The organism is Aurantimonas sp. C2-5-R2, assembly GCF_036549495.1.
Taxonomy (GTDB): Bacteria; Pseudomonadota; Alphaproteobacteria; order Rhizobiales; family Rhizobiaceae; genus Aurantimonas; species Aurantimonas coralicida_A.
Genome location: NZ_JAZHLJ010000055.1, coordinates 1 through 26952, shown reverse-complemented (window position 1 = coordinate 26952; position 26952 = coordinate 1). Strand labels below are relative to the sequence as shown.

The following is a 26952-nucleotide window of genomic DNA, read 5'->3' as shown; positions in this document are numbered from 1 at the left end:
ATCGCTCCTTCGGGAGGTTCTGGCAGGCTTCAGAACCCGCCACGATACGCCGCCTTCTCAGGCCCCATCACCCATTTTCAGCCATAGCTCAGGGCAAGCAGGGGGCATCCGACAAGCCCCGGCAAGCGAAAGACGTGACCGAACAACGGCTCGAGGACGAAGGCTCGCCGCTGAGCCACAGCGAGCGGCATCAAATCGAGGACAGGCTGAAATTGCGGCCGGTCGCCGTCTACGAGTTGGTTCGCCAGGAAGGCGAAGACGAACTGTCGCGCCCGACCAGCAGCCTTTGGTGGTCGGGCCTCGCGGCCGGGCTGTCGATCGGCTTTTCGGTCTTTGCGCAAGCGGCGATCCGCGCCAACCTGCCCGATACGGACTGGCGCCCGCTGATCGATTCCTGGGGCTACGCGGTCGGCTTCCTGATCGTCATTCTCGGACGTCAGCAGCTGTTCACCGAAATCACCCTGACCGCCACGCTGCCTGTCCTGGCCCGGCCGAGCTGGCGCGGCCACCTGGCGATCGCCCGCCTCTGGCTCATCGTTTTTGCCGCCAACATGGTGGGAACGACCATCTTTGGCGCGGCGATCGCCTTTGATGTCCTTAATTTGCCGGACATCGCCAAGGCCGCGATCGAAATTTCGCAGGAAGCCATGGAACCGGGTTTCGGTCATACACTGCTGCGCGGAATTGCCGCAGGCTGGCTGATGGCGACGGTGGTCTGGCTATTGCCGTCGGCGGATAAATCCAGCTTCCTGGTGATCGCGCTCCTGACCTACCTCATCGCGCTGTTTCACCTGTCTCATGTGGTGGCGGGATCAGTCGAGGCGATGGCCCTGGTCTTTTCCGGTCACCTGTCGTTCGTCGATGCGGTCATCGGCTTCTATGTCCCGGCCCTCATCGGCAACATCCTGGGCGGCGCCACGCTGTTCGCGCTGATCAGCTATGGTCAGGTCGCCGAGGAGCTGGACGAGAAGAAAAGATGAAAAAACGGCACCGGCGGACCTTGCCCGCCGGTGCCGATCTGGCCGTCCTGGAGGCGGCAGGCGGTTCAGCCGCGCCGGCGCAAGATCGAGCGACCGGCATAGACGCCCTGATCGCCCAATTCCTCCTCGATCCGCAGCAGCTGGTTGTACTTGGCGAGCCGGTCCGAACGCGCCAGCGATCCGGTCTTGATCTGCCCGCAATTGGTCGCGACCGCCAGGTCGGCGATGGTCGAATCCTCGGTCTCGCCGGAGCGGTGCGACATCACCGCGCTATAGCCGGCGCGATGGGCGACGCTGACGGCGTCGAGCGTCTCCGACAAGGTTCCGATCTGATTCACCTTCACGAGGATCGAATTGGCGACGCCCTTGTCGATCCCCTCGCGCAGGCGCTCGGAATTGGTCACGAAGAGATCGTCGCCGACGAGTTGGACCGTCTCGCCGATCTGGCCCGTCAGGGCCTTCCAGCCGCTCCAGTCGTCCTCGCCCATGCCGTCCTCGATCGAGATGATCGGATAGGCGCCCGCGAGTTCGGCGAGATAGGCCGCCATGTCGGTGGGCGACAGCTTCCGCCCCTCGCCTTCCAGATCGTAGACATCGTTCTTGAAGAACTCCGTCGCGGCGCAATCGAGCGCCAGGAACATGTCCTCGCCCGGCTTGTAGCCGGCCTTCTCGATCGCCTTCATGACGAAGTCGAGCCCGTCCTTGGCCGAGGCCAGACCCGGTGCGAAGCCGCCCTCGTCGCCGACATTGGTGTTGTGACCGGCCTCTTTCAGCATCTTCTTGAGGGTATGGAACACCTCCGCGCCCATCCGCAGCGCCTCCCCGAAGCGCTCCGCGCCGACCGGCATGATCATGAATTCCTGGAAGTCGATCGGATTGTCAGCATGGGCGCCGCCATTGATGATGTTCATCATCGGCACCGGCAGGACATGAGCCGAGGCACCGCCGACATAGCGATAGAGCGGCAGGCCGGAGGCGTCGGCCGCGGCCTTGGCGACGGCGAGCGAGACGCCGAGGATGGCGTTGGCGCCGAGCCGGCTCTTGTTCTTGGTTCCGTCGAGGGAGCGCATCGCCGCGTCGATACGCATCTGGTCCTCGGCCTCGAGACCACCGATCGCCTCGAGAATTTCGCCGTTCACCGCCGCGACCGCCTTCTCGACGCCCTTGCCAAGATAGCGCGAGCCGCCGTCGCGCAGCTCCACGGCCTCGTGGGCGCCGGTGGAAGCGCCGGAGGGAACCGCGGCGCGGCCCATCGAACCGTCTTCGAGAAGGACGTCGACCTCGACCGTCGGATTGCCCCGGCTGTCGAGAATTTCACGTCCGATGATATCGACGATGGCGGTCATGGGCCCACTCCAGTTGCTAGGTCGCTTTGGAGGGCTTTTAGACCACGACGGCTCGGGCGTGAACCGTTTTCCCGCCGGTCTTAGCCGAAGGCCTTCGCCACCGCGTCGAGCGCCTGCAACCGCTTCAGCAAGTCCGGCATTCGATCGAGCGGCACCATGTTCGGCCCGTCCGATGGGGCGTTGTCCGGGTCCTCATGGGTCTCGATGAACAGCCCGGCGACACCGACCGCGACAGCCGCCCGTGCCAGGGTCTCGACGAAGCGGCGGTCGCCGCCCGATGAGCCGCCCTGCCCGCCCGGCTGCTGCACCGAATGGGTCGCGTCGAAGATCACCGGCGCGCCCATCTCCGCCATGATCGGCAGCGCCCGAAAATCCGACACCAACGTATTGTAGCCGAAGGAGACGCCGCGCTCGGTCAGGAGCACGTTCGGATTGCCGCTGTCGGTCACCTTCGTAAGGACGTTCTTCATGTCCCAGGGCGCCAGGAACTGGCCCTTCTTGATATTGACGACGCGGCCGGTCTTCGCCGCGGCGATCAACAGATCGGTCTGGCGGCAGAGAAACGCCGGGATCTGCAGGATATCGCACACCGCGCCGACTTCGCGGCACTGCTCCTCGGTATGGACGTCGGTCAACACCGGCAGGCCGAAGGTACGGGCGATCTCCTCGAACACCGGCAGGGCTTCGGACAGCCCGATGCCGCGCTTGCCGGCGAGGCTGGTGCGGTTCGCCTTGTCGAAGCTCGCCTTGAAGACGTAGCCGATGCCGAGATCGCCGGTGATCTTTTTCATCGTCTCGGCGATCATCAACGCGTGGTCGCGGCTTTCCATCTGGCAGGGGCCGGCGATCAACGCGACTGGCAGAGTCTGCGAGAAACGGACGCCCTTGGCGGAGACGGTACTGTTGGGTGCGGTCATGCGGGCGATTCCTCGAATGCGATGAAGCCGCCGTCCTTGCCGAACGGGACGACGAGGCGGTCGCCGGTCATCTCGGACGAATGGCCGCCGGCGGCAAGACAGGCACGGGTTGCGGCCATGTCCGCGACGTTCAGCACAAGGCCGCAAACACGTAGTTCGCCCGACACGTTCTGCTTCACCCCATAGTCTTCGACCAATAACGCGTCGGAAAGGACATGGAGCGTGGTGTTGGCGAGTTCGAAACATAGCCCCTCATGACTGCCTTCGTCCGCGCGAGAATCCGACACGGTCGCCAGCAGTTCGCGTGATTTGTCTGGCGGACAGTCCGACAGGACGATGCGCGCGAGACCGGACACACCATTCGGGTGTCGGGTCAGTGTGGAGCGGTCCGGCGCCTTAGTATGCAGTGGCTGGCAGAAGAAGAAGTGGACATGCGAGTCGGGTTCGGCGCAGGCGAAGGCCAGGCGGAACGACACCGACGCATCCTCGCCTGCGGGTGTCCGAAAATTCCGCGAAAACTCGACCAGTTCGGCCTCGGCAAGCCGCTTCTCTGCCAGCGCGGCCCGGTCGCCCAGCGCGTCGGCCGAGCGAAAGGCGATGGCCGAGATCGACGGCAGGCCATGGCGGGACCGAAAGCCGGCATCGCGCGCGACGAATAGGTTGCCCGCGGACTTCGCGGCTTCGTAGGCCGCCGGGTCGGCGATCGCCAGCGGCTCGAGATAGGTGCCGTCGGCAAAGAACACGCAAGCGTTGCCGGTTCCGAAGGGATGGACGGCATCGGGCGCGACGGTGAAGCCGAGCGCCGTGAAGAGACGGCGGGCCTCGTCCAGGGACTCGAACGGAAGGACGACGTGATCGAGGGCCCGCCCCGCGCGGTCGTCGCGAATTCCGCCGGTCACACCAGCCGGCTCTGCTCGACCGCCGCGGCGATGAAGCTGGCGAACAGCGGGTGCGGCTCGAACGGCCGGGATTTCAGTTCCGGGTGGTACTGCACGCCGATGAACCAGGGATGGTCGGCCAGTTCCACCGTCTCCGGCAGAAGGCCGTCAGGCGACATGCCGGCGAAGCTCATACCGGCCGCTTCCAGCGCTTCGCGGTAGGCGCGGTTGACCTCGTAGCGGTGACGGTGCCGCTCCTCGATATCGGTGTCGCCGTAGATCGCGGCGATTCTGGAGCCGCTCTTGAGGCTCGCCTTGTAGGAGCCGAGCCGCATGGTGCCGCCAAGGTCACCCTGGGCGGCGCGCTGTTCCAGTTCGTTGCCCTTCAGCCATTCGGTCATCAGGCCGACGACCGGCTCGCTCGTCTCACCGAATTCGGTCGAGCCCGCCTTCTCGATCCCGGCCAAGGTCCGCGCGGCCTCGATCACCGCCATCTGCATGCCGAAGCAGATGCCGAAATACGGCACGCCTCGTTCGCGCGCGAAGCGGGCGGCGGCGATCTTGCCCTCCGCCCCGCGCTCGCCGAACCCGCCGGGCACCAGGATGCCGTTCACCCGCTCCAGATAGGGGGCCGGATCCTCCTCTTCGAAAACCTCCGCCTCGATCCAGTCGAGCTTGACGCGGACCCGGTTGGCGATGCCGCCGTGCTGCAGCGCCTCGATCAGGGATTTGTAAGCGTCCTTCAAGCCGGTGTATTTGCCGACGACGGCAATAGTCACCTCGCCCTCGGGATTGCGAATCCCGTCGACGACCTGATGCCAGCGCTGCAATTGCGGTTTCGGCGCCGGATCGATGCCGAATGCAGCGAGCACTTCCGTGTCCAGCCCTTCGTGGTGATAGGCGATCGGCACGTCGTAGATCGTGGCGACATCGAGCGCCTGGATGACCGCCGTTTCCCGAACATTGCAGAACAGGCTCATCTTGCGCCGTTCCTCGGCCGGGATCGGCCGGTCGGCGCGCACCAGCAAGATGTCCGGCTGAATGCCGATGGCGCGCAGCTCGCGCACCGAATGCTGGGTCGGTTTGGTCTTCAGTTCACCAGCCGTCGGGATGTACGGCATCAGCGTCAGGTGGACATAGACCGCGCCGCCGCGCGGCAGGTCGTTGCCGAGCTGCCGGATCGCCTCGAAGAACGGCAGCGCCTCGATATCGCCGACCGTGCCGCCGATCTCGCACAGCACGAAATCGAAGTCCTCGTTGCCGTCGAGAACGAATTCCTTGATGGCGTCGGTGACGTGGGGAATGACCTGGACCGTGGCGCCGAGATAGTCGCCGCGCCGTTCCTTGGCGATGATATCCTGGTAGATTCGGCCAGTGGTGATGTTGTCCATCCGGTTAGCCGATCGCCCGGTAAAACGCTCGTAATGGCCGAGATCGAGATCGGTCTCGGCGCCGTCGTCGGTTACGAACACCTCGCCGTGCTGGGTCGGGCTCATCGTGCCTGGATCGACATTCAGATAGGGATCGAGCTTGCGCAGCCGCACCCGGTAGCCGCGGGCCTGCAACAGCGCGCCGAGCGCCGCCGATGCAATTCCTTTACCGAGTGAGGAGACCACGCCGCCGGTGATGAAGATATATCGCGCCATGGGCTTTCCCGATATCTCGACCGGTCTGATTCTGCCAGTCACTTTTCGGCCATGCCGAAACTGGACGGGGCGCCCGAAGGCGCCCCGATGATGACGACCGCAAACGGTGCGTGAATGCTACTGGGCGGTTCCGGACGGCGACGTGCCGCTCTCGACCGGCCGTTCGACACCAGCCGGCGGTGCCTCCACCGGCGGAACCGTCGGGTCCTCGGCGGCATTCGGCGCAGTGGGAGCCGGATTGGCCGGAATCTGCGGCGCCGGGGTGGCAGCCGACGTGGACGCGTCTTCGGCCGGAGCCGATTGCGGTACGGCCGTTCCGGTGGCGTTCTCCGGCATGGATGGTGCGGCGCTCGGTGCGTTTGGATCCGATGGCGTCACGTCCGTTGCGGCGGCGTCCGCCTGCGGCGCCTGATCGGCGTTGCCGGACGCTCCCTCCTGCTCCGGCAGTGCGCCCAGCTGATCCAATAGGCTGCCGCCTTGATCCGAGCCACCCTGAGTGGTCGGCAAGCGATCGAGAATGTCGGTCGGCTGGCCGCCATAACGGGCGAGAATCCCGAGCGACAGCGAGGTGAGGAAAAAAGCCGCCGCCAGAATGCCGGTCGTGCGGGTCAGCGCATTGGCGGCGCCACGGGCCGACATCAAGCCGCCGCCACCGCCGCCGATACCCAAGGCCCCGCCCTCGGATCGTTGCAACAGCACTACGATGACGAGCGCGATGACGATCATCAAGTGGATGACGATAAGAATTGTTTCCATTGGACTTTCGCAGCGCGTCGATTTTAGGAATTGCGCGCCTTCTACAGAAGCGCGGCCGGCTTTCCAACCGGTTTCGGTGTTTCACCGCCATTTTGATCAGGAAACGACGACGGCCTCGCATATCGCGATGAAGTCGGACGCCTTCAAGCTCGCGCCGCCGACAAGCGCCCCATCGACATTGTCGACAGCCAGAAGCTCGGCCGCGTTCGCAGGTTTGACAGATCCACCGTAAAGGATTCGCACAGCCGAGGCGACAGCTTCGCCAAAGCGATCCGACAGGGTCTTGCGAATGAAATCGTGAACCTGTTTCACGTCGGCGACCGTCGGCGTGCGTCCGGTTCCGATCGCCCAGACAGGCTCGTAGGCGACGACCGCGGTCTCGCCGGTCAATCCGTCCGGTAGAGAGCCGGCCAGTTGCGCCCCGAGGACCTCCAGCGTCTGGTCGGCCTCGCGTTCCGCCTCGGTCTCGCCCACGCAGATCACCGCGACCAGCCCCGCCTTCATGGCCGCTTCCGCTTTTGCGCGAACCAGCGCGTCCGATTCGCCGTGATCGGCGCGGCGTTCCGAATGACCGACGATGACGTAACGCGCCCCGATATCCTTCAGCATCGCGGCGGAGATGTCGCCGGTGTGGGCACCGCTTTCCGCCGGATGGCAGTCCTGCCCTCCGACCGCGACATTCTCACCCAGGACCCCGCGACTGGCGGACAGGATCGTCGCCGGCGGACAGATCAGCAGGTCGCGGCGGTCGGCGAGCCCGTGGCCGGCAGCGTCCGCGATGCTCTTCAGTTCCGTCAATGCCGACAACTGCCCGTTCATCTTCCAGTTACCCGCGATCAGTGGCCGTGGCTTCATGTCGACATTTACTCCCTGGAGCGGTGCGCGGAGGGCGCGGACCTGATGGCGCATACCTATCATCGTCGGTCGGCAATATGCGAGGGAGCCGAGAAATCAATCGTCCAGCCTGCTTGCGCCCGCCCCGCGCTGTTTCCTATTAAGGCCTGAGAACGATGGATGCCCTGCTTCGCTTCGCCGCCGCGAAAGTCGAGCGGGCGAAGGGAGACGACGATGCTCAATACACTGCGAGGCAGCATTTCCGGGTGGACCGCGAAGATCCTCCTTGCCCTGCTCGTCGTCAGCTTCGCCGCCTGGGGTATTGGCGACGTATTTCGCGGCGATACGGCGACGACGGTGCTGACAGCTGGCAAGACCGAGGTTTCGCTGGAGGATTACGCTCTGGCCTACAACCGAGCCCAAGCCCGTCTGACCCAGCAGATCGGCCGCCGTCCGACCGCGGAAGAGTCCCAATTGTTCGGCATCGACCAAGGCGTCCTCAGCCAGCTCGTCGCCGGCGCCATGCTCGACGAACAGGGTCGTCGCATCGGCCTTGGCCTGTCGGAGGAGCGTCTGGCGCGTCTGATCGCGGACGACCCCTCGTTTCAGGACGCCTCGGGAAATTTCTCGCGCAATGCGTTTCAGGCGGTCCTTTCCAACGCCCGTATCCGGGAGCGCGACTATATCCGCAGCCAGGAAGACGCCGCCATTCGCAGCCAGATCGTCGAGGCGATTTCGCAGGGCGGCAATACGCCAGTAACGTTCGAAACGGCGCTGGGCCTCTACAATGGCGAGCGCCGGACGGTCGATTATATCAGCATGTCCCCCTCGACGGTGCCACCGGTCGCCGATGCGTCGGACGACGTGCTGACGGCCTATTTCGAGGAGAACAAGGCGAAATACGCCGCGCCCGAATATCGCTCCCTCGCGTACGCCACGCTGACGCCGGAAGTGCTGAGTGATCCGGCGACGATCACCGACGAGCAGGTGAAGGCGGACTACGAGCAGAGCAAGGAGCGCTATACCACACCGGAGCGGCGCCAGGTCCAGCAGATCGTCTTCGCCGACAAGGCTGCCGCCGACACAGCCAAGGCCAAGCTGGACGGCGGTGCCAGCTTCGAAGAGGTCGCCAAGCAGGCCGGACGGACCGTCGAAGACACCGACCTCGGCTTGGTATCCAAATCTGAAATTCCCGACGCGAAGATCTCCGACGCGGCGTTTTCCCTGGGCGAAGGGGCGATATCAGACGTTGTGGCCGGCGCCTTCGGCCCGGCGATCCTGCGCGTTTCAAAAATCCAGCCGGTGGGTGTGAGTCCGCTCGACGAGGTCTCGGACGAGATTCGCAAGGCTCTGGCGCTCGTCGCGGCGAACGACACCGCCGCAAGCGCCTACAATGCCTTCGAGGATACGCGCGCCGGTGGCGCCAGCTTCGCCGAGGCGGCCAAGGCCGCGGGCATTGCGGCCGAAACCGTTCCGGCGGTCGACAGCCAGGGCAACGGTCCCGACGGCGCGCCGGTAGCGGAGCTTCCGGCGGCGAAGGAGCTTCTGGCCGGCGCCTTCGAGACCGAGCCGGGATTCGACAATGTGCCGATCAACTTCGAATCGAACAGCTATGTCTTCTACGACGTCGTCAGTATCGACCCGGCGCGCGACCGCACATTCGACGAAGCACGCGACCGCGTGCTCGCCGACTGGAAAAACGATGAGACCCAGCGACTCTTGAGCGAAAAAGCCAATGCCTTGAAGGCCGAACTCGAGAGCGGCAAGAGCATGGACGACGTGGCGGCGGAAGCGGGCCTGCGCAAGCAGACGGCGGCGTCGATCACGCGTCAGTCCGGCGCGGCCGTTCTGGGTCAGGTCGGCGTCGCCGCGGCGTTCTCCGGTGGCGATGGAACGATCACCACGGCGCGCGGCCGCGAGTCGGGCTCACAGGTTGTCCTGAAGGTTACCGAAATCGCCCCTCCCGCCGATCCGGCCGCGAACGTCGCGGCGGAGGAGCGCCAGCAGTTGAAGGGTATCTTCGAAAACGATCTCCTGCAGAGCTACGTGACACTCCTGCAAAACGACACGCCGCTCAGCGTCAGTCCGGCCGCCATCGAAAACGCCAAGGCGATCGTCCGGTGAGCCAAAGTCTGAAACCTTTCATCGCCAAGGTCGCGGACGGTCAGTCCCTGACGCGATCCGAGGCGGAGGCCGCCTTCGCGGTGATGATGTCCGGCGAAGCGACGCCCTCGCAGATCGGCGGCTTCCTGATGGCGCTCCGCGTGCGCGGCGAGACCGTCGACGAGATGGCGGGTGCCGTCTCGGTCATGCGCGCCAACATGTCGCGGGTCGCGGCGCCGCCGGACGCCATCGACATCGTCGGCACTGGCGGCGATCACGCCGGCACGCTGAACGTTTCGACATGCTCGGCCCTCGTCCTCGCCGGGTGCGGTCTCGTCGTCGCCAAGCACGGCAACCGGGCCCTGTCCTCGAAATCAGGTGCGGCGGACGTGCTGGCCGCGCTCGGGGTCGACGTTGACCTGAAGCCGGATGCGATCTCGCGGGTGCTCGCCGATGCCGGCCTCTGCTTCATGTTCGCTCCGACGCATCACGCCGCGATGCGCTTCGTTGGTCCCAGCCGGGTCGAGCTCGGCACCCGGACGATCTTCAACCTGCTCGGACCGATGTCGAACCCGGCGGGCGTGAAGAAGCTGCTGGTTGGAGTGTTCTCGCCACAATGGCTGCTGCCGCTTGCGGAGACGCTGCGCGAATTGGGGACCGAATCCGCCTGGGTCGTGCATGGTGACGGGCTCGACGAAATGACCGTTTCGGGGACGACCGCGGTTGCTGCCCTCCATGACGGCGAGATCCGCACCTTCAGCGTCGAGCCGGAGGACGCCGGGTTGCGGCGTTTGCCCCTTGCCGAAATCAAGGGCGGGGACGCGGCGGCAAACGCCGCGGCGCTGACCGCAGTGCTCGGCGGCGCGAAAAACGCCTACCGCGACATCGTCTTGCTCAATAGTGCCGGCGCCCTGATGATGGCCGGCAAGGCTGAGGATATTCGCGGCGGCGTCGCAATGGCAGCCGATGCGATCGACAGCGGCCTGGCGCGTGCCGCCCTGGAGCGCCTGGCGGCAGCAACGCGCAAGTTCGGCGAGGCGTCCGCATGAGTGACATCCTTGAGCGAATCGAAGCCTACAAGCGCGACGAGATCGCCGCTGCCAAACAGCGCATGCCGCTCGCCGATCTCGAAGCCACGATCGATCCCTCGGATGCGCCGAGAGGATTTGCGGCGGCGATCCGGGCTCGGCACGCCGAGGGTCGGCTAGCACTCATCGCGGAAGTGAAGAAGGCCAGTCCCTCGAAGGGCGTGATCCGCGAGGATTTCGATCCGCCTGCTCTCGCTGCGGCGTATGAGCGCGGGGGCGCGACATGCCTCAGCGTCCTCACCGATACGCCCTCGTTTCAGGGTGCGCCCGCCTATCTGACGGCGGCTCGTGCGGCGACCGCGCTGCCGGCGCTGCGCAAGGATTTCCTGTTCGACACCTATCAGGTGGCCGAAGCGCGCGCCTGGGGCGCGGACGCGATTCTGATCATCATGGCCGCCGTCGACGATACGCTGGCGCGCGATCTGGAATCTGCCGCCGAGCACTACGGCCTCGACATCCTGGTCGAGATCCATGACGAAGCCGAAGCCGAGCGTGCGCTGAAGCTCCGCACGCCGCTGATCGGCATCAACAATCGCAATTTGCGGACCTTCGAGACCAGCCTGGCGACGGCCGAGAGACTGGCGGCGCTGGTGCCGGACGACCGGATTCTCGTCGGCGAAAGCGGCATCTTCACCCATGCCGACTGCCTGCGCCTCGCCGATCGGGGCATCCGCACCGTCCTCGTCGGAGAAAGCCTAATGCGCCAAGCCGATGTGGAGGCGGCGACGCGCGTGCTGCTCGGCGCGACCCGCCAATTGGGGGCCTTGTCATGACCGACACCAAGCAATCCGGGCTCACCCATCTCGACGCGGCTGGCGCTGCCTCGATGGTCGATGTCGGCGACAAGGCCGACAGCGTTCGGGTCGCAGAAGCCGAGGGTTTCGTCGCCATGCAGCCGGCGACGCTGGACCTGATTCTCGCCGGCGAGGCCAAGAAGGGCGACGTCATCGGCATTGCGCGGATCGCTGGAATCATGGCGGCCAAGCGGACGCACGAACTGATTCCGCTTTGCCATCCGCTGATGCTTGAGAAGATTGGCGTCGAGATAACGCCGGATGCGACCCTGCCCGGTCTGCGCGTCACGGCGTTGGCCAAGGTCAGCGGCAAGACCGGCGTCGAAATGGAGGCGCTCACGGCGGTCTCCGTCGCTTGTCTGACGATCTACGACATGGCCAAGGCGGTGGATCGCTCGATGCGGGTGTCCGGCATCCGGCTGCTGTCGAAGTCCGGCGGCCGTTCCGGCGACTTCACGGCGGCCGGGTCATGAGTCTGCTTCCCGTCGAGGAAGCCTATCGACGATTGGTGGGGAGTGCGGTGCCCCTCACCCGCACCGAGCAGTTGCCGTTACTGCAAGCGGCCGGACGCCTCCTGGCCGAGGACGTCCTGGCCCGCCGCACCCAGCCATCCTTCGATGCCTCGGCCATGGACGGCTACGCCGTCCGGGCTGAGGACGCGCAGTCGCCGTTCGAGGCCCTGCGGGTCGTCGGCGAATCCGCCGCCGGGCGCGCCTTCGACGGTAAGGTGGGAATCGGTGAAGCGGTGCGAATCTTCACCGGGGCACCAGTGCCGCATGGCGCGAATGCGATCCTGATCCAGGAAGACGCCCGCGTTGAGGTCGACGGCACCGTGCGGCCGACGGTTTCGCTTGAACCCGGCCAATTCATCCGGGCAGCCGGTATCGATTTCGCTGCGGGCGAGACGTTGTTGACCCGCGGCGCCCTGCTCACGCCCGGCGCCATCGCGCTTGCGGCAAGCTGCGGCTACCCCGCGCTGACGGTGCTGGCGCGGCCGAAGGTGGCCATCCTCGCAACCGGCGACGAACTCGTGCTGCCCGGCGAGCCGCTCGGTCCCTCGCAGTTGGTCGCCTCCAACCCGTTCGGCGTCGCGGCGATGGTGGTAGCGGCCGGCGGCGATGCGATCGACTGCGGGATCGCTGGCGACGACGTCGCCACGATCGACGCGCGCCTGAGCGATTCCATCCGGGACCGGGCGGATGTCTTCGTCACGATCGGCGGGGCGTCGGTTGGCGATCACGATCTGGTCGGCAAGGTGTTCGCCAACCGCGGCGTCGGACTCGACTTCTGGAAGGTCGCGATGCGCCCCGGCAAGCCATTGATGGCGGGGCGGCTCGGCGATCTGACGATCGTCGGACTGCCGGGCAATCCGGCCTCCTCCATGGTCGCGGCGAGGTTGTTCCTGGTTCCATTGGTGCGCCGGTTGGCAGGCCTTCCCGATCGCCAGCTCTACCGGCATGGGCTGCTCGGTGCGCCGATGCCTGAAAATGGCCTGCGGACCGACTTCGTCCGGTCGCGGCTGGAGGTTCGAGAAGACGGCGTCATCCGGGTCATTCCGCTGCCCCGCCAGGATTCCTCCCTCCTGTCCACCTACGCGCAGGCCGACGCGCTGCTCGTGCGGGCTCCTTCGGCGGCTCCGGCCAGTGCGGGCGAGGCTTGCCGCTACGTTGTGCTCGACGAATGGAAGGGTCTTGCGGAACACAACTAGAACAGATAGGTTTGTTCAGGTTTTGTTTTAGGGAGTCGCCTCGATGCTGACACGCAAGCAGCACGACCTTTTGTCGTTCATTCACGAACGGCTGAGGGATAGCGGGGTGCCTCCCTCCTTCGACGAGATGAAGGACGCGCTGGAGCTTCGCTCAAAATCCGGCATTCATCGCCTGATTACCGCGCTTGAGGAGCGGGGCTTCATTCGGCGCCTGCCCAATCGCGCGCGAGCGCTGGAGATCCTCAAGCTGCCCGAAGCGATGCAGAAGGACCGCCCTGCCCCCGTCGGCCACGCCGGGTTTACGCCGAGCGTGATCGAAGGAAGCCGCGACGCGGCACGCAAGACGTCTGAGCCGATTTCCCGACGCGCGACGACGAGACCGCCTGAACCGGCCACAGTCTCGATTCCGGTCATGGGCCGGATCGCGGCGGGCGTTCCCATTTCGGCGATCCAGCACACCACCCATTCCCTCGCCGTGCCGCCGGATATGCTTGGCGGCGGCGAGCATTATGCGCTGGAAGTCAAGGGCGATTCGATGATCGAAGCCGGAATCCTCGACGGCGACACGGTGGTGATTCGCCGCGCCGACACGGCGACGCCCGGGGAGATCGTTGTCGCGCTGGTCGACGAGGAGGAAGCGACGCTGAAGCGGTTTCGCCGGCGCGGCAATACGATTGCGCTGGAGGCTGCCAATCCGGCTTATGAAACGCGGATCTTCGGCTCCGAGCGGGTCAAGGTTCAGGGCCGGCTGGTCGGGCTCATCCGCAAATACTGAAGGCCGGACCGACAGTTGGCAACCGATCCCGCGGAGCCAACTTTTCGACCTGTGCCAGCTGCTGCTTGAGCCGCGAACCAGGCCGCGCCGCGCAGAGCCGTGACGGCGCCGCGAAGGAAGCGCGTGTGGATCGTTCCCGGGTCGGGGCGAGGTTTCGCGGTGTCCGGTTTGAATGGCCGCGGGGTGCCTTTCGATCATGTTCACCGGGTTTTCTTCTTGCCTCCCTTGCACCGGGCCCGTCGCGCAGGTATCTGCGTCCTCGGAGAGGTGGCCGAGTGGTCGAAGGCGCTCCCCTGCTAAGGGAGTATACGGGAGACCGTATCGAGGGTTCGAATCCCTTCCTCTCCGCCACTTCAGAACAGAACCGGGCACGCCGTGCGTGGCCGATTTTACGCCGGATGCGGCGGCGAGCGTTCTGAGCAAATCTCCCTTCGATCCCATGATGCGCACTTCGCCTTCAGCGACCTCGACCCTTTGGGCCAGCGCCCGCAGGTGATCGCGGCGATAGCCGCCTCCGTCGAGGCGCATCCGCTCCCTGGCCGTTTGGGCGAACTTGCGGACCATCTGCGGCGTAATCGCCTTCTGGCCTGAGCTTTCCAACAGGGCCTGCGCGCGGTCGGCATCGGCTCTCGCCTGATCGCGAATCGCCTTGAGGCCGGTGATGCGGTCCTTCAGCGCCGGATCGTCCAGATCAGCCACGCCCGATTCGATGGCGTCATACAGCCGCTTCAGCCGCAGATCGGTTTCAGCGGCGCGTTTGTTCAGTTCAGCGATATGTTCGCGGCGGCGGTCAGAACGGTCCTGACGGCGGTCGAGGACGGTGGCGAGGACCTGTTCCAGCCGCTCGGGTTGAAGCAGGCGCTTCTCCAGATGATCCGCAACCAAGGTGTCGAGCTTGCCCATCGGGATCGAGCGGCCCTTGCAGCCGGTCTCGCCCTGCCGCGCCTTGATCGAGCATGTGTAATAGCGATAGCGCCCGCCCTTGCCGGTCCTCAGCGTCATCGCCCCGCCGCAGTCGGCGCAAAAACAGATGCCGGTCAGGAGCGTCGGGCCGCTGACCACGCGCGCTGGCATGACCTTGGGATTGCGTGACCGAAGATGCGCCTGCACCGCATCGAACGTCTCGCGCGGGATCAGCGGCGGAACGGGCACCATGATCACTTCGCTGGCCGGTTTGATCTCCTTGGCCTTGGATCGCTTATTGAACTCATGCTCGCCGATATAGGTCTTGCGGGTCAGGATGCGGTGAAGCTGGCCGATGCCCCAGCGCCCGCCGTCACGGGTGAAGATGCGGCGCTGGTTGAGGTGGTTGACGATGGCCTTCACGCCCATCGGCCCAGACGTGCCGTCGCCTTCAAGGGCAAGCCGGTAAATCAGCCGCACCGTGTCGGCGTGCAGCGGATCGATCTCCAGCTTCTTCTTGATCTTGGCCCCGCGCTGCTCGGCCGCGACGACGCGGTAGCCGATGGGCGGCAAGGAGCCGTTCCAGAAGCCCTGCCGTGCATTCTCCTTCAGGGCGCGCAGGACGTGCTTGGCGTTCTCCTTTGATTGATACTCGTCGAACAGCGCCATGATCTGCCGCATCATGACGTGCATCGGATCGTCGCCCATCTCCTGGGTGATGGAGATCAGCTTGACGCCATTCTTCGCCAGCTTGCGGACATAGAACTCCAGCTCGAAGTGATCGCGGAAAAACCGGCTGAATGAGTGGACGACCACCACATCGAACGGCGCGGGCTTGCTGGTGCCCGCCTCAATCATCCGCTGGAACTCCGGGCGGCGGTCATTGGTCGCCGATGCGCCCATTTCCACGAAGGTATCGACAAGCTGATAGCCCCGCGTGGCACAGTAGGTTTCGCCCTGCTTGCGCTGATCGGGGATGGAGACATCATGCTCGGCCTGCCGCGCCGTCGAGACACGCAGGTAAAGGGCGGCGCGCAGCGGAACGGTCATGGCAGGCATCTCCTTGTCAAATCATCGGCACGGTCCGAACAGGTCGTCGAAAAGGTCGCCGAACCACGCCTCGAACAGATCGACTTCGGCGACTGTGACCGGAATATGCTCCGACCAGTCGTCGGTGACGGTCCATGTCGAGAGATCGTGTTTGACCGGACGCCCGACGCGGGGTTCCGGCATGTTGGCGTAGTCATGGAGGTCGGGCGGCAGCGCGCCGCTTCCGGCACGCCCGCGACGGTTCTTGCAGCGAGGGGCGCACGGTCTGGACATGCCAACAGGATCGCGCGGGCGCGAGGCAAACTGAACGACCCGAACCTGCGCCACGCCACGCGAAGCACCGTGGCGCGCAAAGACAGGACAGAGGCGGCGCTTTCGGCACGCCGATGATAGACTATGCCGACGCGCTCACCCATCCTTATTCCCCTTTCCGGCTGACCCTTGGCGAGACGGCCAGACCGAGGAACACCATCACGGCCTGATTGAGCCGCAGCACGTCTTCGTCATCGAGCCGCCCGACCTGCGAACCGACTTTCGATTTCGGAACCGTGGTGATCTTGTCCACCATCAGCCGGGAGAGAGAACGCAGCCCATTGCGCTCGTTCGGTTCGACCAGCAGCCGGAACAGCGGAGCCTCGGTCTCGTCCGTGGTGAAGGCGCAGATGGTGATGGAATCCGTCGCGTCGAAACTGTCGTCTTGCACGATGGCGACGGGGCGCGGCTTGCCCGCGTAATCCTTGCCGCCAGAGACCGTCCAGATGTCGCCGCGCCTCATTCATCGCCCCAATCGGACACGGCGTCGATGAACGCCTGATCGTCGCGGGCGTGATCGCTCACCGCCACGGCCAGCGACTGGCGATGGGCCTCCGATTTGAACGACGAGGCCCGCACATCCGGCACCCAAATCTGGATAGGACGCAGACCCTGCGCCCGCAGTCGCTCCCGATGCTCCATCACCTTCACCCGCGAAGGCTTTGCGCCCGATGTCGATGCCATGTTCTGCCTCCATCAACAGTTACATGTAACTTAACATGGCGAGCTGGAAAGAGGAAGGGGTTTCAGCCGGGACGGCAGGGAGTGACAGAAGTCGAAAAGGCCACAGTGCCGGAAATTGCATTGTAATCATTAGAGAAAATGCGATCAGCGGCACTGCCCTCGACCGACCGGCACGCCAAAAGCCAAGCCAAGTCAAAGACTTGGACGACGGCGAGCATGGCGCTTTTATCTTGCCGTCTTCCATATCGCACGATTTCGCCCCCCACGCCCAATTCCGGGACGAAGCAGAACCCTTTTGCAAAAAGAGCCATTACGTCCTTAATAGCGCAAATCGATGCTACAGGATTCGGCCATGAAAACCATGTCGGCTCGCGAGGCAAAGAACGCTTTCGGCCTGATGATTGACACGGCGCGGGCAGAACCGGTGCTGATCGAAAAGCATGGGCGCGGCGTGGTGATGGTTATTTCCGTGGAGGAATATGAGCGACTTTCCGAACGCAGAGAGCGAACCGGGAAGCCCGTTGAACCGGTCAGGGGGGCGTCGAAACTGTGACCAATGAAGCCTTCGCCCGAATCAAGATTGATCAGCTTCTGAAAGATACGGAGTGGCGTCTCACCGACGGCCGCAGTGTCCGGTATGAGTATCCGCTTGATGATGGCGGACGCGCGGACTACGCGCTGTTCGACCGTCAAGGGCGCGCGCTGGCCGTGCTCGAAGCGAAGAGCACAAGCGTCAGTGTAAGTGCTGGCGAAGCCCAAGGTCAGCGTTACGCCGATTTGCTGGGCGTGCCGTTCATATTCCTCTCGAACGGGGAGGAAATCTGGTTCCGCGACAAGGATCAGGACGCGCATTTCCGCAAGGTTGAAACCGTTTTCAGCCAAGACGATCTGGCCCGCCGAAAAGCGGCGCGAGACATTCGGCGCAGTCCGCTCGACATTCCGATTGATAGCCGGATCGCGGGTGGCGGCGGCAGGTTGCATCAAACCGCCTGCATCGAAACGGTCTGCCGGGAGATCGTCAACGGGCGGCGGAAAATGCTCGTCGAGATGGCGACAGGTACGGGCAAGACTCGCACGGCAGCCGCATTGTTGAAGCGCCTTTTTGAAGCAAACTGGACAACCCGCGCGCTGTTCGTCGTGGACAGGAACACGCTCGCGATCCAGACCGAAGACGCGTTCGCCGAACATCTTCCGCATCTTCCATGCTACCGCGTTCCGCGCACTGGCCGCAGATTCCAGGACGAAAAGCGCGTCACCATCGTCACGTTGCAGACATTGGTGAATGAGTACGAAAAATACTCGTCCGGCTATTTCGACATGATCGTCATCGATGAGTGCCACCGCAGCATCTATGGCAAATGGCGACGCGCGCTTGACCATTTCGACGGCATCAAGATCGGCCTGACGGCCACACCGTGCGTCATGCAGGATGCGCCGAACGTGGACGACGAAGACCGCGCGTCGATCCGTGACACGCTGCGTTTTTTCGAGGTTGGCCGCCCGACCTACAGCTATGGAATGGCCGAAGCGATCGCGGACGGCCACCTCGTTCCATACGAGATTTATCGCGCCATGACGGCACGCACGGCGGCGACCGAAGGCTTCCCTGTTGCGCGGAGCGACATTGATTGGGAGGCGCTCGATAGCGCGACCCGCACCGAGCTGGAAGCCCTGTTCGCCGACCGTGACCCGCTGATGGTCGATCCATCGGCGCTCGAACGAAAGTTCACGGTTCCCGAGCGCAACCGGGCCATGGTACGCGAGTTCCGCGACATTCTGGAGAATGGCTATACAGGCCCCAGCGGTATTCGCCGCGCGCCCGATTGGGGCAAAACCATCGTCTTCGCGGTCACCAAACGTCATGCCGAAACGCTCGCCCGCATGTTCGATGAGGCGTTCGCTGACAAGAAGCCAAGCCCCACGACACGCTACGCGGATTTCGTCGTCTCCGGTTTGGGTGCGGACGACAGCGTCGATGGGCCGGCCAAGATCAAGCGCTTCAAGAAAGAGGAATTCCCGCAAATCCTGGTCAGCGTGAATATGCTGGATACCGGGTTCGATTGCCCGGACGTGCGCAATCTCGTCATGGCGCGGTTCACCCACAGCTCGATCCTCTATCAACAGATGCGCGGACGCGGCACGCGCCTTTCGCCCGGCAAAGACCGCTTCACCATGTGGGACTTCACCGGCGTCACGCTGCGCCACGGCGATGACGAAAGCCCCGGCGAGGGCGGCGTTGTCGTCGTGCGCCCGGCAATCAAGCCGGAAGGCCAACCGCGCCGGATGCTGACGCTCGACCTGCATGACGAGATCGATCCGGCGACGCGCGAATGGGTCACGGTCGATGAGACCGGACACGCATTCCTCGATGTCGATGAGGCCAAGGCGGAAGCGCTCGGCGCGGCCTTCGAGACTTGGTTGAACGGGCAGGTTTTCAACTCTGATCAACTCCGCCTGCTGCATCTCATCAAGGAGCAGATCAAGGCGAACGCACGCGACTTGACGCTCTTCGAGAGCTGGCGCTTCGATTCCCCACCGCTATCGATGAATGGCGGTTTCGAGCGCGCCCGTGCCGTCTTCGGCGGCGAGGCGGAGCTGGAGCGCATTCTCTCCACCATGAACAGCGCTGTGTTTGGCATCGCTTCGTCGGGCGCGGCTGAAGTCGATCCGTCCCGGTCCGACAAACCCCTCAGTTAAAGGCCGACCATGCCCTTCACCCCCGACATGCGCCGCAAGGTCGATCAGATCCGCGATTATCTTTATGGCGGCGGCTATCCCGATCCGCTGTCGAATGCCGAACAGCTCAGTTTCCTGTTCTTTTTCTACATGATTGAGGGGCTGGACGCCTCGAATGTAAGGCAGGCCAAGGCCACCGGTCGGGACTATGCCTCCCTCTTCACGGGCGACTGGACGTTGCGCAATCCGTTGAACGCGCCCACCAAGGGCGTCGAGACGGTGCCGCGCGAGCGGATGCGCTGGTCGTCCTGGGCGAACGCCATGTCCGGCGAACAGCTCGTCACTTTCGTGCGCGACGAGGTGTTTCCATTCTTCGCCACCATCGGCGACGCCTTCGGCATGAGCTTCATGGCGCAGGCCCGGCTGGCCATCGACGAGCCGACCGTGCTCACCCAGATCGTGACGCTGGTGAACGAGTTGCGGCTGGAACAGTCGGACCCTGATACGAAGGGCGATCTGTTTGAGCATGTGCTGCGCCAGATCAAACAGGCTGGCGAACTCGGCCAGTTCCGCACGCCACGCCACATCATCCGCGCCATCGTCGATCTGGTGGACCCGAAAATCGGCGAAACGGTCTATGACCCCGCCGCCGGCACCGCCGGGTTCCTGGTCGCGGCCTATGAGCATATCCGCCTCGCCAATTCCTCTGCGAACGGTCGTGAGGTGGCGGAGTTGGAAGGCAAGACATTCGAACGCGGGCTTGGCGACCGGCTCAATCAGTCGCAATGGCGCAAGCTGCAAACCGCGACCTTCTACGGCAACGATGTCGATCCGAAAATGGTCAGTCTTGCCTCGATGAACCTGGCGCTGCGTGGCCTGCCCGACGTGCGCATCCTCAAGCGCAACGTGCTCACAACCAGCTTCGACCGGCAAATGAAGGCGGAAAAGGGCCTGCCGCTCGATGGCTATGATGTGGTGCTGGCCAATCCGCCCTTTTCCGGCCGTCTAGACCGCGACCGCATCGTCGATGACGTGCGGATCGGCACCAGCACCGCGACCGAACTGCTGTTCGTTAAATATATGATCGACAACCTGACCACGAATGGCCGCTGCGGCGTCGTCGTGCCCGAAGGCGTACTGTTTGGCTCCACCGGCGCGCACAAGGAACTGCGCCGTATCCTGATGCAGAACAACCAGGTGGAAGCGGTGCTGTCGCTGCCCGGCGGCGTGTTCCAGCCCTATTCGGGCGTGAAGACCTCGGTGCTGGTCTTCGCCAAGGGCGGGCGGACGGAACGGGTGATGTTCCTTCACGCCAGCAATGACGGCTTCAAGCTCGACGCCAATCACGAGCAGCCCATTGAGGCCGACGATCTGCCGGGCCTGATCGCCGCCTTTAACAGCCGCGCGGAGATGTGGGCCGACTGGCAGGCCCGCGATGCAGATAAGCCCTGGACCGAAAACTGGTGGTTCGCGAATGCCACAACCATCGAGGGCGAGGACTGGAACCTGTCTGCCTCCCGCTACCGGCCCGAAAGCCGCGAGGCGGCGGAGCACCGCGACCCGCGCGAACTGCTAGCCGAATTGCGGGACGAAACGGCGGCGATCCTCGGCGATATCGAAGCGCTGGCGGCGGAACTCGGGGAGCGGGCGGCGTGAACGGATGGCCTGATGCGCCGCTAGGGGAGATTTGCGACATCGTGGGCGGTGGAACACCGAGCCGCGCTGTCCCGGAGTATTTCGGCGGCGATATCCCTTGGATAACGCCTACCGATGTGACGAAGAAAAATGGCCGCTACCTTGAGGGCGGCGCGAACACGATCACCGATGTCGGCCTGAAAAATAGTAGCGCCCGCCTTCTGCCTGCAAGGTCTGTCCTGCTCACGTCTCGGGCTACTATCGGCTATACGGCTATCAACACCATACCTGTGGCGACAAATCAGGGTTTTGCTAACTTCATTTGTGGCGACCGTGTCTTTCCAGAGTATCTGGCTCACTGGCTTGAATGGTCGCGGGACGCCTTAATCAATNCTTCATTTGTGGCGACCGTGTCTTTCCAGAGTATCTGGCTCACTGGCTTGAATGGTCGCGGGACGCCTTAATCAATTTAGAGGCCGTTTCGAAACCCCGGAAAGCCGATGTTCGTAGTTTCTCCGCATAACCCCCACGGGCAGGAAACCGGCGAAACTGCATCGCTGACAGCGGCCAAATCTCATTCCGAACTGCGTGGTAGAGAGTTTTGAAACGGACTCTTAGCGTCGGGAGCAACCTTCAAGGAAATCAATAAATCGACGTTGAAGAAACTTGGAATTCCCCTCCCGCCGCTTGACGAGCAGCGGCGGATTGTGGGGTTGTTGGACCGGGCGGCGGAGATCAGGCGCCGCGCCGACGCCGCCCGCGCCAAGGCCCGCGCCATCATCCCCGCCCTCTTCCTCGACACCTTCGGCGACCCCGCGACCAATCTCAAGGGATGGCCGGTGGTGACGGTCGGCGATCTTCGGGGTGTTGAGCTTCGCAATGGTATCTCGCCCTCAAAAACCGGGAAGGTGATTGGAAACGTCCTGACGCTATCCGCGATTACACGCGGAGCATTTGATGCGAGCGCGCGGAAAGAAAGCACGTTTGCCACATCGCTTGCTGAGGAACAGACCGTGTCACGGTCATTGTTTCTGATCTGTCGCGGCAATGGAAATCGTCATCTTGTGGGTCAAGGTGCATTTCCATCTTCGAATATGCCGGGGGTGGCGTTTCCGGATACCATGATCGCGCTGCGAGTCATGGAGTCCCAAATCACACCTGCATATCTGGCAGCAGTTTGGTCGTCGGCCCATTTGCGGGCGCAAATTGATGCTGCGGCCAAAACCACCAACGGTACGTTCAAGATCAGTCAGGGCGCGATTGTGAGATTTTCGTTTCCGCTCCCGCTACTCGAACTGCAAGTTGCCTTTTCTGAACAGGTCCACCACCTCGAACTGCTGGCGCGTCATCTCGACGCCGCTGCCGCCAAGGCCGAAGCCATGGCCGCCGGACTGTCGGCGGAGGTGTTTGGTCAACCGCCGCAAAAGGGGAACGGCCATGCCGGTGCGCAGGCGGGGCAATAAGCTCGACCGCTGGGAGATTGCCCTCATCAAGGCCATGGTCGCCGATGGGCAATGGCCCAACGATCAGGACATCCTCGCCTATTTCACGCGGCCCTCGCGCTCGATCAATCACCGCGCCGTCGCCGAAATCAGGACGAAGAAGAAACATGCGGCTGTGAAAGCCGCGACCGCCGAGGAGTTGGACAGTTTCATCGCATCCTGGCCGGAGGTGGATGCGGAAACCGGCCTGTCGCTGCGCGGCGACGAACTGCTGATCAAGGCGCGCGAGGCAATGATCGCGGCCGTCCACACCTTCAATAGCGGTGGCCTGACATTCCGCGCCGAACTGTTCATCGTCACCGCCGTCATCGCTTGGACCTATCTTCTCCACGCATGGATCAAGCGCGAAGGCATCGATTACCGCCATACCAAGAATCAGAACGGCGAGAAAATCGTCGTCAGGACGCCGAGCGGCGCGGAAAAATACTGGGAACTGTCCCAGTGCCTCAAGCACGCGCGCTGTCCCTTAGAACAGGGCACCAAGGACAATCTCGCCTTTCTGCTCGACCTGCGGCACGAGATCGAACACCGCTCGACCAGCCGGATCGACGATGCCGTCAGCGCCAAGCTGCAAGCCTGCTGCATCAATTTCAACGACGCCATCAAGAGCCTGTTCGGCGCGCAATACGCCCTCGAACGCCGCCTGCCGATCGCCCTGCAATTCGTAACCTTCAGCCCGGATCAGCGCGCGCTGCTGAAAAAGGCCGGGACGCTGCCGCGCCATGTCGAGACGATGATGGACGCCTTCGAGCGCCAGTTGACGCCCGAACAACAGGCCGATCCGCGTTTTGCCTTCCGCGTCTTCATGGTCCACAAGACCGCGAACCGCGCGTCCGGTGCCGACCTTGCGGTTGAACTCGTCCCGCCCGGATCGGACATCGCGGAAAAATTCAATCTCGCCCTGAAGGAGGTCGAGAAGCGGAAGTACCTGCCCAGCGAGATCGTGAGCACGATGGTGGCAGAAGGCTGGGGCGGCTTCACCATGGACAGCCACACGAAGCTGTGGAAGCGGCTTGAAGCTAAGAGCCCTACGAAGGGCTATGGCGCGGTCGCGGTCGGCAAGCAATGGTGCTGGTACGAAACCTGGCTCAATCGCGTGCGCGAGGAATGCAAACAGTATCCGGACCAATACCGGACAGTGCTGGCTGACCGCGGTTGACGTTGGTGGCGCATGAACCCACCACACTTTCTGGGGCGTACGGACGATGATCCCGGATGATCGTGATGAAGTCGCACGTATCCAGACCAGGCTTGTCGTGCTGGAAGCCGAGCGCGCGGAACTTGAGGCTTCGCTGGCGAAGATCGAACGTCGTCGCGCCGATGCCTTAGCCGCCGATCTTCCGTCGGCGGCTGCCTCGACTACGCCAACGGTAACCACGGCATCGTCGGCGATCGACAAGGTCGCGCTCTTTCGGCGTCTGTTTGCGGGTCGCCCTGACGTTTTTCCTGTCCGATGGGAGAACCGGAAGACCGCCAAGTCGGGCTATGCGCCCGCGTGCGCGAACGAGTGGGTCAAGGGAGTATGTGGCAAGCCCCAGGTCAAATGTGGCGAGTGCCCTCATCAAGCCTTCATCCCGGTTTCCGACGACATAATCGAAAAGCATCTGCGCGGCGGCGACAGCCTTCGCCCCTCTGGTGGTGACTTCGTCGCAGGCGTGTATCCGCTGCTTCCAGACGAGACCTGTTGGTTTCTTGTTGCCGATTTCGACAAGGAGAATTGGGCGGCCGATGCGTTGGCCATGGTGGAAACGTGCCGCGCCAAAGGGGTGCCTGCTGCCCTTGAGCGTTCTCGATCCGGTAATGGTGGTCATGTCTGGCTTTTTTTCTCTGAGCCGGTTCCGGCGCGCACTGCACGACAGCTTGGCGCTGCTATGTTGACGGAGACCATGGAGCGCCGCCCCGAAATAGGATTTTCCTCGTATGATCGCTTCTTTCCAAGCCAGGACACTATGCCGGTTGGCGGCTTCGGCAATCTGATCGCTTTGCCTTTGCAGCGCAGGGCACGCGAGCTTGGGAACAGCGTCTTCATCGACCAGGACCTTCGCACGTACGACGACCAATGGGCGTTCCTGGCGGCGATGCCACGGCTGTCCGCCAATGCTGCATCGGAACTTGTTGCCGATGCAGAGAAGCGCGGCCGTGTTCTGGGTGTCCGGATGCCGGTGGAAGACGAGGATGCTGACGAACCGTGGCGCATGACGCCGTCGCGGCGGCCAAAGGCTGGTCCGATCAGCGTTCCTCTGCCGAGCAAGATCAAAATCGTGTTTGCCGATCAGCTCTATATTGACCGGACCGAGTTACCGGCGGCGATGACAGCACGGCTCATACGTTTGGCAGCCTTCCAAAATCCCGAGTTCTATCGCGCGCAATCCATGCGGTTCCCGACCTTCGGCAAGCCCCGGATCATCTCTTGCGCCGAACTTCATGCGCGTCATGTTGGATTGCCACGGGGGTGCCTCGATGAAGCCGTTGCGCTGATCCGAGGCGAGGGCGCCGAAGTTGAGGTGGACGACCTCAGGGTGATCGGCAATCCGCTTCCAAGCCGGGTGAGATTTCAGGGGACGCTGTACGGCCCACAGGTCAAGGCATTCGACGCCCTCCTGCCGCATGACCATGGCGTGCTCGCGGCGACGACGGCCTTCGGCAAGACGGTTGTGGCTGCCTCGCTCATTGCACAACGTGGACGTAATGCGCTTGTTCTCGTCCATCGTCGCGAGTTGCTCACCCAATGGGTGGAGCGCCTCAAGACATTTCTCGATATCGATCCGAAGGACATCGGCATCATTGGTGGTGGGCGCCGGAAGCCGACCGGCATCATTGATGTTGCGCTGATCCAGAGCCTCGTGCGTCAGGGCGAGGTATCCGACCTGGTGGCGGACTACGGCCATCTTGTCGTCGACGAATGCCACCATCTCTCGGCGGCGAGCTTCGAACTGGTGGCTAGGCGGGCAAAGGCGCGGTATGTCCTCGGGCTATCGGCAACCGTAGCTCGAAAAGATGGTCGCCATCCGATCATCTTTATGCAGTGCGGTTCTATTCGACATCGCGTTGATGCGCGTACGCAGGCCGCCGGGCGGGGGATCAATCACCGCGCCAAGCATCGGTCGACGGAGTTTCAGTTGCCACCGCCTTTGGCTGCCTCAGATCGCCCTTCCATGCCGGCGGTCTACGCGGCCATAGCGCAAGACGAGCCGCGCAACAACCTGATCTTCGACGACGTTCTGAAGGCTCTCGAAGCAAAGCGGTCCCCTATCTTACTGACGGAGCGCAGGGACCATCTCGAATACCTCGAGAAGCGCTTTTCGCGCTTCGTGCGCAATCTTGTTGTCCTTCGGGGCGGGATGTCTGCCGGCGAACGCAAGGCGGCTGAGGCTGCCCTACAAGTAGCCGATGACCAGGAACGGCTTATCCTTGCTACGGGGCGCTATATTGGAGAGGGCTTCGACGATCAAAGGCTCGACACGCTTTTCCTCACGATGCCCATATCCTGGAAAGGTACGCTGGCTCAGTATGTTGGTCGTCTGCACCGCCAGCATGACGGGAAGACCGAGGTTCTCGTCGTCGACTACGTCGATGAGCTGGTGCCGATGCTTGCGCGAATGGCGGCAAAACGACGAGCCGGGTATCGGGCGCTCGGCTACACCATCGAATAGAGGCGGCGCGGCCAAATGTGGCCCAGAAAGGCTCCTTCGTTGGGCAGGTACGGGTGCAGACAGGCGTGGGACCAACTGCAATCATAGTGCTATAGCGTAGCAATAGTGCTCATCATCGTCGGGCGTGGCCCGCCACGCCTAAGTCATTGATTTTCTAGCAGCGGATGGGCACACCCCGTCGGATCCTGCGAAAAAGCATTGCCGACAAGGCGTTCATGACGTGGTTGAGCGTGTCGTGCGAGGGCACGCCCCACGCGAAAGGCAGAAAGCGCCTAAGGAAATCCAGCTTCTGGCCGGCCCATTCCTCAATCTCGACGCAGTCCTCCGCTCCTGCCATCGTGCCACAAAGCCCGATCAACAGAATCTCCGGCAAGGGATGGATCACCGTCCACGTCTGACGCGGGTCTTCGAGGGCCGCGACCTGATCCAAAAGCGACCGGCCGGACATCGGAAACCTCACAGATTCGAGGTCTCCTATGAATCACGGCAGTCCCCGTGCCGGAATCCCCCCTCCCTTCAAGCGATTGCTCCGGGTCTGGTCCACGCTTCTTGGCCTTTAGCGTAAAAAGACCCGGTGGGTTCAACCGGTCAACGCAACATGATGGCTGTCATGATGCGCTGGCCCTCCGTGCCAATGACGATGAGACATCGACCACCCGGGAATTTACCCTTGAGGGCGCAGGTAACGTATCGACATGGTAATGCCCCAGAT

Annotated in this window: 22 protein-coding genes, 1 tRNA gene and 3 pseudogenes; 15 read left to right on the top strand and 11 right to left on the bottom strand. The window is 63.5% G+C overall.

The features are described 5' to 3' along the window. Positions 1-980 (top strand): formate/nitrite transporter family protein (locus VQ044_RS18440; RefSeq protein WP_442880684.1); only part of this gene is annotated, 980 nt, incomplete at its 5' end. 65 nt (positions 981-1045) lie between these two features. On the opposite strand, the gene eno is transcribed toward VQ044_RS18440, so the two are convergent. From eno to tpiA, 6 genes are all read right to left on the bottom strand, one after another. Continuing rightward, the gene (gene eno, locus VQ044_RS18435; RefSeq protein ID WP_327648630.1) at positions 1046-2326 is read right to left on the bottom strand and encodes a phosphopyruvate hydratase; all 1281 of its coding nucleotides are present in this window, start codon (positions 2324-2326) and stop codon (positions 1046-1048) included. An 80-nt stretch (positions 2327-2406) separates the two neighbouring features. Next, positions 2407-3243: a 3-deoxy-8-phosphooctulonate synthase gene (kdsA, locus tag VQ044_RS18430; RefSeq protein WP_327648631.1), complete on the bottom strand. Its 837-nt coding sequence runs from the start codon at positions 3241-3243 to the stop codon at positions 2407-2409. Further along, positions 3240-4142, bottom strand: coding sequence for a VOC family protein (locus VQ044_RS18425; protein WP_327648633.1), 903 nt, complete (start codon positions 4140-4142; stop codon positions 3240-3242). The genes kdsA and VQ044_RS18425 overlap by 4 nt, the downstream gene beginning before the upstream one ends. Then, positions 4139-5767 carry a CTP synthase gene (locus tag VQ044_RS18420; RefSeq protein ID WP_327648635.1) on the bottom strand — a complete coding sequence of 543 codons (1629 nt, stop codon included), beginning with the start codon at positions 5765-5767 and terminating at the stop codon, positions 4139-4141. The genes VQ044_RS18425 and VQ044_RS18420 overlap by 4 nt, the downstream gene beginning before the upstream one ends. Before the next feature lie 117 nt (positions 5768-5884). Beyond that, positions 5885-6523, bottom strand: coding sequence for a preprotein translocase subunit SecG (secG, locus tag VQ044_RS18415; protein WP_327622079.1), 639 nt, complete (start codon positions 6521-6523; stop codon positions 5885-5887). A gap of 96 nt (positions 6524-6619) precedes the next feature. Next, positions 6620-7378: a triose-phosphate isomerase gene (gene tpiA, locus VQ044_RS18410; protein WP_327622078.1), complete on the bottom strand. Its 759-nt coding sequence runs from the start codon at positions 7376-7378 to the stop codon at positions 6620-6622. A gap of 213 nt (positions 7379-7591) precedes the next feature. On the opposite strand from tpiA, the gene VQ044_RS18405 reads away from it, so the two are divergent. From VQ044_RS18405 to VQ044_RS18375, 7 genes are all read left to right on the top strand, one after another. Then, positions 7592-9481, top strand: a complete 1890-nt coding sequence (locus tag VQ044_RS18405; protein ID WP_327648636.1) for a peptidyl-prolyl cis-trans isomerase — start codon at positions 7592-7594, stop codon at positions 9479-9481. Beyond that, complete coding sequence (gene trpD, locus VQ044_RS18400; protein ID WP_327648637.1) at positions 9478-10509, top strand: anthranilate phosphoribosyltransferase; 1032 nt, start codon at positions 9478-9480, stop codon at positions 10507-10509. Before VQ044_RS18405 ends, trpD begins: the two co-directional genes overlap by 4 nt. Next, positions 10506-11321 carry an indole-3-glycerol phosphate synthase TrpC gene (gene trpC, locus VQ044_RS18395; protein WP_327648639.1) on the top strand — a complete coding sequence of 272 codons (816 nt, stop codon included), beginning with the start codon at positions 10506-10508 and terminating at the stop codon, positions 11319-11321. The genes trpD and trpC overlap by 4 nt, the downstream gene beginning before the upstream one ends. Beyond that, positions 11318-11815 carry a cyclic pyranopterin monophosphate synthase MoaC gene (moaC, locus tag VQ044_RS18390; protein ID WP_327648640.1) on the top strand — a complete coding sequence of 166 codons (498 nt, stop codon included), beginning with the start codon at positions 11318-11320 and terminating at the stop codon, positions 11813-11815. The genes trpC and moaC overlap by 4 nt, the downstream gene beginning before the upstream one ends. Next, the gene (locus tag VQ044_RS18385; protein WP_327648641.1) at positions 11812-13050 is read left to right on the top strand and encodes a molybdopterin molybdotransferase MoeA; all 1239 of its coding nucleotides are present in this window, start codon (positions 11812-11814) and stop codon (positions 13048-13050) included. Before moaC ends, VQ044_RS18385 begins: the two co-directional genes overlap by 4 nt. Before the next feature lie 43 nt (positions 13051-13093). Further along, positions 13094-13825, top strand: coding sequence for a transcriptional repressor LexA (gene lexA / locus VQ044_RS18380; RefSeq protein WP_327622072.1), 732 nt, complete (start codon positions 13094-13096; stop codon positions 13823-13825). A 261-nt stretch (positions 13826-14086) separates the two neighbouring features. Next, positions 14087-14176 (top strand) — tRNA-Ser (locus VQ044_RS18375). Positions 14177-14704: 528 nt separating this feature from the next. Here the strand turns inward: VQ044_RS18375 and VQ044_RS25790 are convergent. The 4 genes and pseudogenes from VQ044_RS25790 to VQ044_RS18345 form a co-directional block, all read right to left on the bottom strand. Further along, positions 14705-15778 (bottom strand): annotated as a pseudogene (locus VQ044_RS25790) (recombinase family protein); the annotation flags it as partial. Between the two features lie 418 nt (positions 15779-16196). Further along, on the bottom strand, positions 16197-16553 hold the full coding sequence (locus VQ044_RS18355) for a type II toxin-antitoxin system PemK/MazF family toxin (protein ID WP_327648648.1): 357 nt from the start codon (positions 16551-16553) through the stop codon (positions 16197-16199). Then, positions 16550-16774: an antitoxin MazE family protein gene (locus VQ044_RS18350; RefSeq protein WP_327648649.1), complete on the bottom strand. Its 225-nt coding sequence runs from the start codon at positions 16772-16774 to the stop codon at positions 16550-16552. The genes VQ044_RS18355 and VQ044_RS18350 overlap by 4 nt, the downstream gene beginning before the upstream one ends. 62 nt (positions 16775-16836) lie before the next feature. Continuing rightward, on the bottom strand, positions 16837-17085 hold the full coding sequence (locus VQ044_RS18345) for a hypothetical protein (RefSeq protein ID WP_331827738.1): 249 nt from the start codon (positions 17083-17085) through the stop codon (positions 16837-16839). Positions 17086-17126: 41 nt separating this feature from the next. Here VQ044_RS18345 and VQ044_RS18340 point away from each other — a divergent pair, with 41 nt between their 5' ends. The 7 genes and pseudogenes from VQ044_RS18340 to VQ044_RS18310 all read left to right on the top strand — a co-directional run bounded on the left by VQ044_RS18340 (position 17127) and on the right by VQ044_RS18310 (position 26240). Further along, positions 17127-17327, top strand: a complete 201-nt coding sequence (locus VQ044_RS18340) for a type II toxin-antitoxin system prevent-host-death family antitoxin (RefSeq protein ID WP_442872965.1) — start codon at positions 17127-17129, stop codon at positions 17325-17327. Next, complete coding sequence (locus VQ044_RS18335; protein ID WP_331827737.1) at positions 17324-19471, top strand: DEAD/DEAH box helicase family protein; 2148 nt, start codon at positions 17324-17326, stop codon at positions 19469-19471. Before VQ044_RS18340 ends, VQ044_RS18335 begins: the two co-directional genes overlap by 4 nt. Positions 19472-19480: 9 nt before the next feature. Beyond that, positions 19481-21106, top strand: a complete 1626-nt coding sequence (locus VQ044_RS18330; protein ID WP_327648651.1) for an HsdM family class I SAM-dependent methyltransferase — start codon at positions 19481-19483, stop codon at positions 21104-21106. Further along, on the top strand, positions 21103-21549 hold the full coding sequence (locus tag VQ044_RS18325) for a restriction endonuclease subunit S (RefSeq protein WP_331827736.1): 447 nt from the start codon (positions 21103-21105) through the stop codon (positions 21547-21549). The genes VQ044_RS18330 and VQ044_RS18325 overlap by 4 nt, the downstream gene beginning before the upstream one ends. Before the next feature lie 168 nt (positions 21550-21717). Then, positions 21718-22548, top strand: a pseudogene (locus VQ044_RS18320) (restriction endonuclease subunit S); the annotation flags it as partial. After that, a complete protein-coding gene (locus tag VQ044_RS18315) occupies positions 22523-23746 on the top strand; it encodes a DUF3644 domain-containing protein (protein WP_327648656.1) in 1224 nt (407 codons plus the stop codon). The pseudogene VQ044_RS18320 and the gene VQ044_RS18315, both read left to right, overlap by 26 nt. 46 nt (positions 23747-23792) lie before the next feature. Continuing rightward, a complete protein-coding gene (locus tag VQ044_RS18310; protein WP_327648658.1) occupies positions 23793-26240 on the top strand; it encodes a TOTE conflict system archaeo-eukaryotic primase domain-containing protein in 2448 nt (815 codons plus the stop codon). A gap of 190 nt (positions 26241-26430) precedes the next feature. Here VQ044_RS18310 and VQ044_RS18305 read toward each other — a convergent pair. Next, positions 26431-26688: pseudogene (locus VQ044_RS18305) on the bottom strand (transposase family protein); the annotation flags it as partial. Positions 26689-26952: the final 264 nt, after the last annotated feature.

Bases quoted from the DNA above. Each gene is read 5' to 3' on its own strand.
- VQ044_RS18330 (WP_327648651.1), top strand. From the start codon at position 19,481: ATGCCCTTCACCCCCGACATGCGCCGCAAGGTCGATCAGATCCGCGAT.
- VQ044_RS18350 (WP_327648649.1), bottom strand. From the start codon at position 16,774: ATGGCATCGACATCGGGCGCAAAGCCTTCGCGGGTGAAGGTGATGGAG.
- VQ044_RS18345 (WP_331827738.1), bottom strand. From the start codon at position 17,085: ATGGCTCTTTTTGCAAAAGGGTTCTGCTTCGTCCCGGAATTGGGCGTG.
- VQ044_RS18310 (WP_327648658.1), top strand. From the start codon at position 23,793: ATGATCCCGGATGATCGTGATGAAGTCGCACGTATCCAGACCAGGCTT.
- VQ044_RS18315 (WP_327648656.1), top strand. From the start codon at position 22,523: ATGCCGGTGCGCAGGCGGGGCAATAAGCTCGACCGCTGGGAGATTGCC.
- kdsA (WP_327648631.1), bottom strand. From the start codon at position 3,243: ATGACCGCACCCAACAGTACCGTCTCCGCCAAGGGCGTCCGTTTCTCG.
- moaC (WP_327648640.1), top strand. From the start codon at position 11,318: ATGACCGACACCAAGCAATCCGGGCTCACCCATCTCGACGCGGCTGGC.
- VQ044_RS18340 (WP_442872965.1), top strand. From the start codon at position 17,127: ATGAAAACCATGTCGGCTCGCGAGGCAAAGAACGCTTTCGGCCTGATG.
- lexA (WP_327622072.1), top strand. From the start codon at position 13,094: ATGCTGACACGCAAGCAGCACGACCTTTTGTCGTTCATTCACGAACGG.
- VQ044_RS18405 (WP_327648636.1), top strand. From the start codon at position 7,592: ATGCTCAATACACTGCGAGGCAGCATTTCCGGGTGGACCGCGAAGATC.
- secG (WP_327622079.1), bottom strand. From the start codon at position 6,523: ATGGAAACAATTCTTATCGTCATCCACTTGATGATCGTCATCGCGCTC.
- VQ044_RS18385 (WP_327648641.1), top strand. From the start codon at position 11,812: ATGAGTCTGCTTCCCGTCGAGGAAGCCTATCGACGATTGGTGGGGAGT.
- eno (WP_327648630.1), bottom strand. From the start codon at position 2,326: ATGACCGCCATCGTCGATATCATCGGACGTGAAATTCTCGACAGCCGG.
- VQ044_RS18355 (WP_327648648.1), bottom strand. From the start codon at position 16,553: ATGAGGCGCGGCGACATCTGGACGGTCTCTGGCGGCAAGGATTACGCG.
- VQ044_RS18420 (WP_327648635.1), bottom strand. From the start codon at position 5,767: ATGGCGCGATATATCTTCATCACCGGCGGCGTGGTCTCCTCACTCGGT.
- tpiA (WP_327622078.1), bottom strand. From the start codon at position 7,378: ATGAAGCCACGGCCACTGATCGCGGGTAACTGGAAGATGAACGGGCAG.
- trpC (WP_327648639.1), top strand. From the start codon at position 10,506: ATGAGTGACATCCTTGAGCGAATCGAAGCCTACAAGCGCGACGAGATC.